Below are 12,831 nucleotides of genomic sequence, written 5' to 3'. Positions count from 1 at the left end.
GTTCAAGTGCGGCAGGGTTCAGGTGCGGCCGGGAACGGTGCGGGTGACGATCGCGCGCTGCAAGCCGAACGGGATGAGCTTGCCGACCGTCACCAGGGCCTTGTACTGCGCGCCGGGGATCGACACCGACTTCCCGCGCCGCAGGTCGGCCAAGCCCTCGTGCACCACGTCGTCGGCGCGCAGCCAGAACAGCTTCGGCAACCGCCCCATGTCCAGCCCGGCCCGCTGGTGGAACTCGGTCCGGGTGAACCCGGCGCACAGCGCCAGCACCCGCACTCCCGAGCCGGTCAGCGAACCGGCGAGCCCGGCGGAGAAGGTCGTCACCCAGGACTTCGTGGCCGAGTAGGTGGAACCGGACACCGAGAAGAACCCGGCGACGCTGGAAACGTTGATCACGTCCCCACCGCCGCGCGCCCGCATCCCCGGCACGGCCGCGTGGGTGAGCCGCAGGACCGCCGCGACGTTGAGGTCGAGCTGCTTGCGCAGCGTTTCCGACTCGGTGTTCCAGAACGCACCGGAGGTGCCGAACCCGGCGTTGTTGACCAGCAGGTCCACCGGACGGCGCTCGTCGGCGACGCGCCGCTCCACCTCGGCGAGCTGCTCCGCGTCGGCGAGGTCGGCGGCGAGCACTTCCACCTCGACGCCGTGCCGTTCGCGCAGGCTTGCGGCCAGTTCCTCCAGCCGCGCGGCGTCCCTGGCGACCAGCACCAGGTCGTGGCCCTCTGCGGCCAGCCGCCGGGCGAAGGCGTTGCCGATCCCGGAGGTCGGGCCGGTCACGAGTGCGGTAGGCATGGGTGGCACCGTAACCGGTTCGGTCGAACGGACCGGTTTCAGGACTGGTTTTCCGAGTGCTCCCGCTGCATCTTCACGGTGTCGTTCGTGTCGGCCGGGGAGGTCGCGCCGGTGCGGCCGGTGCGCTCGGTCGGTTCATCGTCGGGCGATTCGGTGTCGTCCTCGACGTCGAGAACTTCCGTGCCGTTGTCGACGTCGAGAACGTCCTCGTCGGCCCGCTGCTCGTCCGCGGCGTGCTCCTGCTCGTTCGGATCCGTCTCGAACGGGTCGATCAAGTCCGCGAGCTCACCCAGCGAACGCAGCAGGCGTTCCAGCCGGGCCGGGTCGGCGGCGTCCGGTTCGATGGCGGCCAGCACCCAGTCCTGCTCCAGCCACACGACGGTGACGTCGCCGCCGACCTCTTCGGCCGCCTCGACCATGGCCGGGGTGACCAGCGGGCGGGCCGCGGCGACCTCGGTGACGAAGGCGTAGCGGGACCCGACCGGGCCGAGCAGGTCCAGTCCGGAGTCCTGCGGCACCGGCACGTCCGGCTGCCACAGCTCGATGGTGGTGCTGACCTTCCGGCGGCACCGCACCCCGGCGAGCACGGTGGCGACCCTGCCGCCGACGGTGAGGTCGAGGACGTAGACCTGCCTGCGACCGTCCGCGGTGAACGTCGACCCGGCGACCACGTCGGTGGCGCTGCCGCCGTGGTGCTGGGCGAGCGCGCCGCGCTCCCACCTGCTCGGCAGCACTTGGTCGGCTTCGGCGAACTGCCAGCCGCGCAGCGCGGCCCAGCGGCGGCGTTCGCGGTTGGTCGGGGCGCGGCGCGCGCGGTCGGCGATCAGCAGCGCGACACCGGCCGCGACGGCTACGACGGCGATCAGGAACCAGACCCAGGCAGGGATACCCACACGGGCAGGGTAGTCCCGAGGTCCGCCACCGCGAAGATCGCCGGGGCCCTGCGTCGCGAATTGCGCCATCCGTGCCATGTGCGCTGGGCGGACGACCCTCGGAGTGATCAATCGGACACGCACGGGCGTGCGCGCTGAGCCGTCCGGGCGGTGGCCGGGGGCGGTGCACGACCCGCTCGCGGCAGCCGGGTCAGGCGAGGTCGTCGGGCTCCCGCATCGCGTGCACCTCGCTCCAGTCCGGCTCGGCGCCCGGAAGCGCGGCACGCGCTCCGGAAGCCCGCAGGCCCTCGATCACCAGCGCCAGGTAGCGCGAGCGGAGTTCGGCACGCCGCGGCTCATCGGTCGGCAACGCCGGGTTGAGGTGTTTGAACAGCAGCACCACGTCGGCCGCCACGAAGTCGCCGCGCAGTTCGCCTGCTTCGTGCGCGGCGCGGACCAGGGCCTCGACGGCCTCGGACATCTCCTGGCGCGCCTGCCGGTACTCCGGCGAGTGCGGCTGGTCGTCCGGCGGCAGCACGGTGCCGACTCCACTGTCCTCCGCCAAGCAGCGGAACAGGAATCGGGTGAACGCACGCCACGGATCGGCTTCCGCGGCACGGGCCTCGGCGGCTTCGGTCGCGATCCGCTGCAGGCAGCTGATCCGCACTTCCTCGGCGAGCTGCGTCTTGCTCGGGTAGCGCCGGTAGATGCTGGCCACGCCGACGCCCGCGCGGGCGGCCACTTCCGAGATCGGGGCGTTGAAGCCCTGTTCGGCGAACACTTCCCGGGCCGCGGTGATGACCCGGTCGGCATAGCTGATCGGCCGCTGCGCTGTGGTCACGACCACACTCTACGCCGGAGCGGAATCATCCGTTCCGCGGGCGGGTTGCGGCGGAGCGGAGTCATCCGTTCCGCAAGGAGGAGGATCATGTCCGCTCCGCAGCTCGCGCCCGACCGTCCCGCCGCCGCACTGACTCCGCGGCGGACGCTGACCCGGCGACAGGCGTTCTGGTCCGTGGGCGGGCTGCTGGCGCTGTTCCTGATGGCCTCCACCGCGCCTTCTCCGATGTATGCGATCTACCAGCAGCGCTGGGGATTCTCGGCGACGGTGCTCACCGAGGTCTTCGCCGTGTACATGGTCGGCATCCTCGCGGCGCTGGTGCTGCTGGGCGGTTTGTCGGACCGGATCGGCAGGCGTCCGGTGCTGCTGGCCTCGGTGGCACTGGAGATCGTGTCGATGGTGGTGCTGGCGTTCGCGCCCGGCGTGGGCTGGCTGTTCCTGGGCCGCGTGCTGCAAGGGATCGCCACCGGCGCGGCGACCAGCGCGATCAGCGGTTCGCTGCTGGATTTCCAGCCCGCGGGGACGGGTCGCGGAGCGACGATCAACGCGGTGGCCGCCGGAGCGGGCATGGCGGTCGGTTCGGCCGCGGCCGGGTTGCTGGTGCAGTTCGCACCGATGCCCACGACGTTGAGCTACCTGCTGCTGATCGCCGGGTTCGCGGTCTCGCTGGCGGTGCTCTGGGCGACGCCCGAGCCGGTGCTGGTGAGCGGGTCGCTGCGCGACTCGTTGCGACCACAACGACCCACCGTGCCCGCGGGCCGCGGGAAGGTCTTCGCACTGCTCGCGACGACGATGCTGGCGACCTGGTCGGTCGGCGGGATGTTCATGTCCCTCGGGCCGTCGGTCGCCAAGGGCCTGGTCGGCGGAGGCTCTTACCTGATCGGCGGTCTCGCGGTGGGCGCGGTGACCGGCGTCGGCGCGATCGCGCAGCTGCTGCTTTCCGGATGGAGCGGGCGGCGTTCGGTCCGCGTCGCGGCTCCGCTGCTGATCGTCGGGCTCGCCGGGGTCGCGGCGTCGGTGCTCGTCGGCAGCGCCGCGATGTTCTTCGGCGGAGCCGTGGTGCTCGGGATCGGCTGGGGACTGATGTTCGTGGGCGGCTTCCGGCTGATGACGGCGCTGGCCGATCCGGACAGCCGTGCGGGCACCGCGTCGATGATCTACGTGGTGGCGTACCTGTCCTCGGCGGTACCGAGCGTGGTCCTCGGGATCCTCACCACCCACATCGGCCTGACCACCTCGACGCTGATCTTCGCGATCGCCGCCGCGCTGTTCGCCACCGTCGCCTGGACCAGCACCCACGTCCGCACCTGAGCGCGTCCGCTCCTCCCGCGGAATTTCCCGCCCGACACGCCCACACGCCGCCCGACCAGCGCAGTTCCGTTCGGAGTGAGGGACCTATTCGCCCCGATAGAACGGTCGATGGAGTCCTTCACTCGGGATCTCCGCTCCGCTTCGCACGGTTTCGTTGTGAGTGAACGGCCTGTTCGCCCAATCTATTCGGACGAACGGTCCGTTCGCTCGGGAGATCGTTCGTTGGGAGACGAGTGCGGGGGCGCGCCGGGGAGGAGTGGCGTGCCCCCGCCGGCCTCCGGTCGCGCGGCGCCGTGTCGGGGCTGGGCGTCGCGGCGGGCGGGAGGCCGTCCTCGGGCACGGGCGGAGGGGCGGGAGAGCCGCTCGGGCCCGAGGAAGTTCAAGGATCAGCCGAAGAATCCGGTGATCTTCGGGAGTTCGCTGCGCAGCACCGCGTTGCACGCTTCGCAGGTGGGGGCGCGGACCCAGTCGAGCTCGGCCACCTCGGCGGTCAACGACACGGTGCTGCCGCACACCGCGGTCGCCTCGGTCTGCCCGCACCAGCGGCGCCCGCGGAAGGCGTGCCGCACCAGATCACCGCTCGGCCGCCAGAAATGCCGCGCGGACACCTCAGACATCGCAGGCATCCAGACACTTCCGGCACGCATCGCGGTCGAATACCCCATCCGGACACTCGCCACGCCGCAGATGCAACGGCCCGTACACGAAAACCCCGCACACCGCGGGCAACACACCCCCATCCGTCCGCCGCACCACGTGCCAGAACGAATCCACCGGCCCACACGACGCCGCCCACACCGCCACTCAGCACCCCCGGGACGATCACGATTACCAACGCTTACCGATGAATGATCGGACCAAGTAAATGTCGCATCAATACCCCGATCGAGGGGTGATCTTTCCGGCGCTAGTTTCGTAGGATCATTTTCATGACCGGAAAATCGGAACACACCCCGAAGGCCCGCGCTCTCGGCGCCGAGCTTCGCGAGTGCCGGCTCGAAGCCGGCTTGATCCAACAGGAACTCGCCGATCGGATCGGCGTCAGCTACGTCTCGGTATCCCGCTACGAAACCGGCACCCGCACGCCCAAACCCGAGGACGTTGCGCAGATCCTGACCATCCTCGGCGTGACCGGCTCGCGGTACACCTCGCTCGTGGACATGGCCAAGGGTGCCGACCAGCCGAACTGGCTCGACACCGGTCAAGGAATCCGACGAGAGCTGACAAGACTAATCGAGTTCGAGCGCACCTCCACGAAAATCGTCGACGTCTCTACAAGCGTCATCCCCGGCCTATTGCAAACGGCCGATTATGCTCGCGCCATCATGGCCGACATGTCGACGGATGAAATCGAGCCTTATGTCGCGATGCGAATGGGTCGTCGTGAAATTCTGACACAGCGGGATCCGGTCACGTTCGCTGCATTCATCTCCGAGACCGCACTGCGCGACCGACTAGGAGGAAAATCGACCATGCGAGAACAACTCCGGCACCTCGGAGTCATGACAGAGCGCGAGAACGTCACCATCAACGTGCTGCCCTCCGTCTCCGAACACTGGCACCCAGCGCACGCCGGATCGTTCCGCTTCTTCGACTTCCCGAAGACCTCGCCGATCGTCCATCTGGAGCACTATGCGTCCGGCGTTTTCCTCTACGGCGACGACGAAGTCAGTCCTTATCAATCCGCGTTGGCTAGGCTGCAACTGGTGGCGATGAGCCGAGACCAATCAGCGAAGCTCATCGCCGATACCGCCCGCGACCTGGAAGGTGCAGAACCATGAAGTCGGCCCCCACGAACTGGCGCAAGTCCGGTCGTTCGCACCAGGTATCCAACTGCGTCGAAGTCGGCAGTCTCGGCACCGGCGCCGCGGTGCGCGACACCAAGAATCGCGCGGCCGGTTACCTCACCGCGGACAGCACTCAGTGGTCCGCGTTCCTCACAGCGATCAAGTCCGGCCGCTACGACCGCTGACACGCGTGCGGTGCGGGGACCGTTCACCTCGATTCGGTCCCCACACCGCACTGGCGGCGATCAGGCCGCCTGGACCGTCAGCGCGGAGTTGTCGTCGGTGACGTCCACGATCACCTTGTCGCCGTCCCGGACCTCACCCGCCAGCAGCTGCTTGGCCAGCTGATCACCGATCGCCGACTGCACCAGCCGCCGCAGCGGCCGCGCGCCGAAGATCGGGTCGAAACCGTTGATCGCCAGCCAATCGCGCGCCGCCGGGCGCACGTCCAAGGTGAGCCGCCGCTGGCCCAGCCGCTGCGCCAGCCGGTCCACCTGGATGTCCACGATGGACGTCAGCTCCTCGGTGGACAGCGAGTGGAACACCACCACGTCGTCCAGCCGGTTCAGGAACTCCGGCTTGAACTGCGAGCGCACCACCGTCATGACCGCCTCGTCCCGCTGCTGCTCGGTGAGGTTCGGATCCGCGATCGCCTGCGATCCGAGGTTCGAGGTCAGCACCAGGATCGTGTTCCGGAAATCCACCGTCCGGCCCTGCCCGTCGGTGAGCCGCCCGTCGTCGAGCGCCTGCAGCAGCACGTCGAACACGTCCGGGTGCGCCTTCTCCACCTCGTCCAGCAGCACCACCGAGTACGGCCTGCGGCGCACCGACTCGGTCAGCTGACCGCCCTGGTCGTAACCGACGTAGCCGGGCGGTGCACCGACCAGGCGAGCCACCGAGTGCTTCTCGGAGTACTCGCTCATGTCCACCCGGATCATCGCCCGCTCGTCGTCGAACAGGAACCCGGCCAGCGCCTTCGCCAGCTCGGTCTTGCCGACGCCGGTGGGTCCGAGGAACAGGAACGAACCGGTCGGCCGGTCCGGATCGGCGACCCCGGCGCGAGTGCGCCGCACCGCATCGGACACCGCGCGCACCGCCTCGGCCTGGCCGACCACGCGGGCTCCCAGCTCGTCTTCCATGCGCAGCAGCTTCGCCGTCTCGCCCTCCATCAGACGCCCGGCGGGGATGCCGGTCCAGGAGCTGACCACGCCGGCCACGTCGTCCGGAGTGACCTCCTCCTGCAACATCGCCTTCTGCTCGGTCTGCTCCTCGGTCGCCTCCGCCAGTTCCTTCTCCAGCGCCGGAATCCGGCCGTAGCGCAGCTCGGCGGCCTTGCCCAGGTCACCATCGCGCTCGGCGCGCTCGGACTCGCCGCGGAGCTGTTCGAGCTGGGTCTTGAGGTCGCGGACCTTGTCGATGGACTCCTTCTCGCCCTGCCAGCGCACGGTGAGCTCGGAGAGCTGCTCGCGCCGGTCGGCGAGCTCGCCGCGCAGCGTCGCCAGCCGATCCGCCGAAGCCGGGTCGGATTCCTTGGCCAGCGCCATCTCCTCGATCTCCAGGCGGCGCACCGCGCGCTCCACCTCGTCGATCTCCACCGGCCGCGAATCGATCTCCATCCGCAGCCGGGACGCGGCCTCGTCCACCAGGTCGATCGCCTTGTCCGGCAGGAAGCGCGCGGGGATGTAGCGGTCGGACAGCGTCGCGGCCGCCACCAGCGCGCCATCGGTGATCCGCACGCCGTGGTGCACCTCGTAGCGCTCCTTGAGCCCGCGCAGGATCGCCACGGTGTCCTGCGAGCTCGGCTCACCGACCATCACCTGCTGGAACCGCCGCTCCAGCGCGGCGTCGGTCTCGATGTGCTCGCGGTACTCGTCCAGCGTGGTCGCGCCGACCATGCGCAGCTCACCGCGCGCGAGCATCGGCTTGATCATGTTGCCCGCGTCCATCGCGCCCTCACCGGTGGCACCGGCGCCGACGATGGTGTGCAGCTCGTCGATGAACGTGATGACCTGGCCCGCGGAGTCGGTGATCTCCTTGAGCACCGCCTTGAGTCGCTCCTCGAACTCCCCGCGGTACTTCGCGCCCGCGACCATCGAACCGAGGTCGAGCGCGACGACCCGCTTGCCGCGCAGCGACTCCGGCACGTCACCGGCCACGATCCGCTGCGCCAGGCCCTCCACGATGGCGGTCTTGCCGACGCCCGGTTCGCCGATGAGCACCGGGTTGTTCTTCGTGCGCCGGGACAGCACCTGCACCACCCGGCGGATCTCCGAGTCGCGGCCGATCACCGGGTCCAGGTCGCCCTTGCGGGCGCGGTCGGTGAGGTCCTGGCCGTACTTCTCCAACGCCTGGTACGTGCCCTCCGGATCCGGGCTGGACACGCGGGCGGAACCGCGCACATCGGAGAACGCCTCGCGCAGCGCGTCCGGCGTGGCGCCGTGCCTGCGCAGCAGGTCGGCCACCTGTCCGCCCTCGGCGGCCAGGCCGACCAGCAGGTGCTCGGTGGAGACGTAGTCGTCGCCCATCTCGGTCGCGAGGTGCTGCGCGTGGGTCAGCGTCTTCACCGCGTCCCGGGACAGCTGCGGCGCCGAAACGGTCGAGCCCGAAGCGGTGGGCAGGCCGCCGATCAACCCCTCCACTTCGCTGCGCACCGCGGCCGGGTCGGCGTCCACGGCCGACAGCAGCGGCGCGGTGAGCCCGTCTCCCTGCGCCAGCAGGGCCCCGAGCAGCCGGGCCGGGACGACATCGGGATTGCCTGCGACCGTCGCGGCCTGCGCTGCCGAGGAGATCGCCTGCTGGGTCTTCGTGGTCGGGTTGAAAGCGTCCATTCCTCCACCTCGCCGGGCATCGCTCGCGGGTCACCATGCTCGCGTCGAAATGCCGCCGTGCACACCTGCCGCGCCGCTCGATGGCGCCCGATCCGAAGTCGGAACAGGAACCGCCGCGAGCGGCACCAACAGGAAAGTTGAGTCCGTTGCGCTCAATATTACACGAACATCATCGTGGCGCACCGTATTTTTCCGACACGGCGAGTTACCGTCGCCGCCTCCACCACCCGAGCTTCCGCCCCTGATCACGCACGCAAAAGGGCCGCTCGCCCGTGTTCGGCGAACGGCCCTCAGCGGTGCGAGCGCGGCGTCAGTCCTGCTGGACCGCCTGGATGTCGATGTCCACCCGCAACGTGGTGCCGATGGCGGCGATCCCGGTGCGCACAGCCTGGTTGAACGTGATCGCGAAGTCCTCGCGATGCAGCTCGGTTGTCGCCGAGGCCGACGCCCGCATCCCGCCCCACGGGTCCGGCCCGACACCGGAGTAGTGGGTGTCCAGCTTGACCTGCCTGGTCACTCCGCACAGCGTCAGATCACCGACGAGTTCCCAGCGCTCCCCGCCTGCCGGCCGCAACCCGGTGGAGGCGAAGCTGATCTCCGGGTACTTCTCTACGTGCAGGAAGTCCTCGTTGCGCAGGTGCTCATCGCGCTGCGCGTTGGCGGTGTCCACGCTGGCCGCGTCGATGCGCACGGCGACCGAGGACCGCTCCACCGAATCGGCGATCCACACGTCACCGGAGAAGTCGGTGAACCGGCCGTGGATGCTGGTGATGCCCAGGTGCCGGGCGCTGACCCGCACCGACGAGTGCACCGGGTCGATCCGCCACAACCCCTCCGCGGGCAGCTCGGCGGCCCCGGCCCGGCGCAGCTCCACCACGCCGAGGGAAGCCGGTGCGCCGTCGCGGACCATCGTGGTGCGGGCGACCGGCTCGTAGCCGAGCGCGGTGACGATCGCGGTGTAGGTGCCTGCGGCCAGTCCGCTCGCCGTCGCCGCGCCATCGGCGTCGCCCTGCACCCTGGCGATCTGCGCGCCGCCGCCGTCGATGACGGTCAGCGCCGCCTCCGGGACGGGCCAGCCGTCCCCGGTGCGCACCGTCGCCGTCACGGCCCCGGACTTGCCGTCCACCGCGTTCCCGCTCCCTTCGTGTACCGCCGTCATCCTCAGTACCCCAACTCCACGTCGTGCGTGGCGCGTTGCCCGTCCAGCCGCAGCGGGGTCGCGACCGGCGGGTACCCGGTGGCGATCACGGTGTAGTCCCCGTCCGCGAGGTCGGTGAAGGTGTAGTTGCCGTCGCCGTCGGTGGTCGTCGCCAGCACCACCTCGCCCGACGCGTCGAGCAACGTCACCCGCGCGTCCGGCACCGGCAGCCCGAGGTTCGCCGAGCGCACCACGCCGGTGAGCGCGGCCGCCGATGGCAGTGCCACGTCGATCGACGTGCGCTGGCCGTCGGCGACGGTGACCGGGGTGGCCATCGGGCGGAAGCCGTCGGCGGTGGCGGTCAGCGCGTAGGAACCGCCGACGAGGTCACCGAACCGGAAGGCTCCGTCGTCCCCGGCCCGCAGGGAGTCCACGACCTCACCGCGCACGTCGGTGAGCACCACCGTCGCTCCCGCGACCACCAGATCCCCGGACCGCACCACGCCGTCGACCGTGCCGGAGCCGAACATCCGCACGTCGTGCCGCACCGGCCGGTCGCCGACCACGACCATCGACGCGGTGGGCTGGTAGTTGCCCGCCGAGGCGATCAGCACGTAGGTGCCGCCGGTGGCGACGGTCAGCCGGTAGTCGCCGTCCGCGGTGGTGCGGGTCCGTTCGACCTGCCTGCCCTGCGCGTCGGCGAGGGTCAGCACCACACCGGTGACCGCAGCGCCAGTCGAATCCTGCGCGGTGCCGTGCACGAACAGCCCGCCGGTACCCGTTCCGGCACTCGCGAGATCACCGGAGAGATAGCTGCCGTTCGCCTCGACGCCACCGGATCGAGGTCCGGTTGACCAGGCGTGGGAATAGTTGCCCACAGAGTTGTCCACAGGCTCGTCAGCGGGCCTCGGGACCGCTGCCCGCACGCCCGCAAGCTGCGCGGAATCACTCTGGCGAGTGATCGGCGCGGTCTCCGTCCCCACGGAGTTGTCCACAACCTCGAGAGGGCTGTCCACAGCTTCGCCGCGCACGTCGTCCTGCGTTCCGATCGTCCTGCGCAGTGGAACCTCCTTGATGAAAAGCACGGCCAGCAGCGTCACCACCGAGATGCAGGCGGAGACGAAGAAGATGTCCCCGATCGCATCTCCGTAGGCCGAACGCACGATCTCCTGCATCGGGCCGGGCAGCGCACCGACGTCCAGCGAACCGCCGCCCGCGGAGGCACCACCGGCCCCCACCGGGACGCCCATCGCGGCCAGGCCCTCGTTGACGTATTCGCTGACCCGCGTGGCCAGCACCGCGCCGAGCACCGACACCCCGGCCGAGCCGCCCAGCGTGCGGAAGAACGTGACCACCGAGGTCACCGAACCCATGTCCGCGCTGGCGGTGACGTTCTGCACCGTCAGCACCAGGTTCTGCATCAGCGAGCCGACACCGATGCCCATCATCGCCAGGTACACGCCGACCAGGACCAGGTTGGTGGTGTGGTCCATGGTCGACAGCAGCCCCGTGCCCGCGATCAGCATCAGCGAGCCGAAGACCAGGAACGGCTTCACCTTGCCGCTGCCCCGCGAGATGATCTGCCCGGAGACGGTGGAGGAAACGAACAGCCCCAGCACCATCGGCAGCGTCATCAACCCGGCGTAGGTGGGCGTGTAGCTGCGCGCGATCTGGAAGTACTGGCCGAGGAACACCGAACCGCCGAACATGGCGGTGCCGACCGCGACGGTGCCGATGGTCGCCAGCGTGATCGCCCGGTTGCGGAACATGCCCAGCGGCACGATCGGCTCGCGCACCTTCGATTCGATGATCAACGCGATGATCAGCGCCAGCACGCCGCCACCGACGAAGCCCGCGGTCTCCGGCGATGCCCACGGGAACTGCTTGCCCGCCAGCGAAACCCAGATCAGCAGCAGGCTCACACCACCGACCAGGAACAACGCGCCGAACCAGTCGATGTGCACGTCGCGCTTGATCACCGGCAGCTTCAGCGTGCGGCCGAGCACGATGAACGCGATCACCGCGATCGGCACCGTCACCCAGAAGCACCAGCGCCAACCGAGCGGCGAGTCCACGATCAAGCCGCCGGCCAGCGGTCCGCTGACGGTGGCGACGGCGAACGTGGCGCCGATGTAGCCGCTGTAGCGGCCGCGTTCGCGCGGCGAGACCATCGCCGCGATCACGACCTGGATCAGCGCCTGCAGACCGCCCATGCCGATGCCCTGCACCGCGCGGAACCCGATCAGCATCGGCATCGACTGCGCGAACCCGCCCAGCACCGATCCGAGGGTGAAGATGGTGATCGCGATCTGGTACAGCAGCTTCTTGCTGAACAGGTCGGAGAGCTTGCCCCAGATCGGGGTGGAGGCCGTGGAGGTCAGCAGCATCGCGGTGACCACCCAGGTGTACTGGCTCTGGCTGCCGCCCAGGTCGGCCAGGATGCGCGGCAGGGCGTTGGACACGATCGTCGAGCTCAGGATCGCGACCAGCAGCGCGAGCATGAGCCCGGACATCGCCTCCAGGATCTGCCGATGGGTCATCGGCGAGTCGCTGGTCAGCGTGTCCTCGGCCCGCTGGTGCCGACCGCTTGGCGGTGCTGGTGAGCTCGTCGGCGCGGCTTCGCCGATCGTCGAGCGGGTCATCTGGTTCCTTTCTGCGCGGGCGGGCCGGGGTGGGTGCCGGTCTGGTGCTCGGTCGGCTGCGGTGCCGGGGTCGCCTGCGGTGCCGGCGGCAGCGCCGCGGCCCGGATGTCGGCGACGCAGCTGTCGAGCAGTCCGGCCAGCTCGCGGACCTGCTGCTCGTCCCAGTCCTGCAGGGCGGTGCTGAGCCACTCGGCGCGGCCGCGTTCGATGCGGGCCAGCGCCTGCTCGCCCTCGGGAGTCGCCCGCAGCAGCGCGACGCGGCGGTCCTGCGGGTCGGCGCGGCGGGTGATCAGGCCGGCCTGCTCGAGCTGGGACACCTGTCTGCTGACCACGGACGCGTCGACGACGCGGTGCGCGGCGAGTTCGGAAGCCCGGGATTCCCCGCAGTGCACGAGCTCTCCGAGCAGACCGGTGGCGGCGTAGGGCAGGTCGGTGTGGACGTGCTGGTTGAGCGTTTGCACCGCGATCTGCTTGAGGCCGATCAGGGCGCGCAGCGGCCGCAGCAGTGCTCCGCACGATTCAGGTGTTGGTCCCATAAACCCAGTCCTTTAGTTGCTGCACGCAACTATATGGGCCGTTAGTTGCTTTAGGCAAGTTATTTGCCAGTGGCGGTCGCCACT

General features: G+C 69.8%; 11 protein-coding genes. 3 read left to right on the top strand and 8 right to left on the bottom strand.

Annotation, left to right across the window (positions count from 1 at the left end; genetic code table 11):
• Positions 1-18: 18 nt before the first annotated feature.
• From V1457_RS08380 to V1457_RS08370, 3 genes are all read right to left on the bottom strand, one after another.
• Entirely contained in the window at positions 19-792 is a 774-nt protein-coding gene (locus V1457_RS08380) for an SDR family oxidoreductase (protein WP_200068751.1), read from the bottom strand.
• Between the two features lie 38 nt (positions 793-830).
• On the bottom strand, positions 831-1,685 hold the full coding sequence (locus V1457_RS08375; protein WP_338602142.1) for a hypothetical protein: 855 nt from the start codon (positions 1,683-1,685) through the stop codon (positions 831-833).
• Positions 1,686-1,875: 190 nt separating this feature from the next.
• Entirely contained in the window at positions 1,876-2,505 is a 630-nt protein-coding gene (locus V1457_RS08370; protein WP_295146325.1) for a TetR/AcrR family transcriptional regulator, read from the bottom strand.
• A gap of 87 nt (positions 2,506-2,592) precedes the next feature.
• On the opposite strand from V1457_RS08370, the gene V1457_RS08365 reads away from it, so the two are divergent.
• Positions 2,593-3,816, top strand: a complete 1,224-nt coding sequence (locus V1457_RS08365; RefSeq protein WP_338602137.1) for an MFS transporter — start codon at positions 2,593-2,595, stop codon at positions 3,814-3,816.
• A 386-nt stretch (positions 3,817-4,202) separates the two neighbouring features.
• On the opposite strand, the gene V1457_RS08360 is transcribed toward V1457_RS08365, so the two are convergent.
• Entirely contained in the window at positions 4,203-4,433 is a 231-nt protein-coding gene (locus V1457_RS08360; protein ID WP_338602134.1) for a hypothetical protein, read from the bottom strand.
• A 312-nt stretch (positions 4,434-4,745) separates the two neighbouring features.
• Between V1457_RS08360 and V1457_RS08355 the strand changes: the two genes are divergently transcribed.
• Both V1457_RS08355 and V1457_RS08350 read left to right on the top strand, forming a co-directional pair.
• Positions 4,746-5,597, top strand: coding sequence for a helix-turn-helix transcriptional regulator (locus V1457_RS08355; RefSeq protein ID WP_338602131.1), 852 nt, complete (start codon positions 4,746-4,748; stop codon positions 5,595-5,597).
• Entirely contained in the window at positions 5,594-5,788 is a 195-nt protein-coding gene (locus tag V1457_RS08350; protein WP_338602128.1) for a DUF397 domain-containing protein, read from the top strand. The genes V1457_RS08355 and V1457_RS08350 overlap by 4 nt, the downstream gene beginning before the upstream one ends.
• Positions 5,789-5,848: 60 nt before the next feature.
• Here the strand turns inward: V1457_RS08350 and clpB are convergent, their stop codons facing one another.
• From clpB to V1457_RS08330, 4 genes are all read right to left on the bottom strand, one after another.
• Positions 5,849-8,431: an ATP-dependent chaperone ClpB gene (gene clpB, locus V1457_RS08345; protein ID WP_200068746.1), complete on the bottom strand. Its 2,583-nt coding sequence runs from the start codon at positions 8,429-8,431 to the stop codon at positions 5,849-5,851.
• 310 nt (positions 8,432-8,741) lie between these two features.
• Entirely contained in the window at positions 8,742-9,590 is an 849-nt protein-coding gene (locus V1457_RS08340) for a YceI family protein (RefSeq protein ID WP_338602123.1), read from the bottom strand.
• 2 nt (positions 9,591-9,592) lie between these two features.
• Positions 9,593-12,211 carry an MFS transporter gene (locus V1457_RS08335; RefSeq protein WP_407074757.1) on the bottom strand — a complete coding sequence of 873 codons (2,619 nt, stop codon included), beginning with the start codon at positions 12,209-12,211 and terminating at the stop codon, positions 9,593-9,595.
• Positions 12,208-12,747, bottom strand: coding sequence for a MarR family winged helix-turn-helix transcriptional regulator (locus tag V1457_RS08330; protein ID WP_200068743.1), 540 nt, complete (start codon positions 12,745-12,747; stop codon positions 12,208-12,210). Before V1457_RS08330 ends, V1457_RS08335 begins: the two co-directional genes overlap by 4 nt.
• Positions 12,748-12,831: the final 84 nt, after the last annotated feature.

Source organism: Saccharopolyspora sp. SCSIO 74807 (assembly GCF_037023755.1).
GTDB classification, from domain to species: domain Bacteria; phylum Actinomycetota; class Actinomycetes; order Mycobacteriales; family Pseudonocardiaceae; genus Saccharopolyspora_C; species Saccharopolyspora_C galaxeae.
The sequence above is the reverse complement of the archived record's forward strand: the minus strand, read 5'-3'. Positions and strand labels throughout refer to the sequence as shown.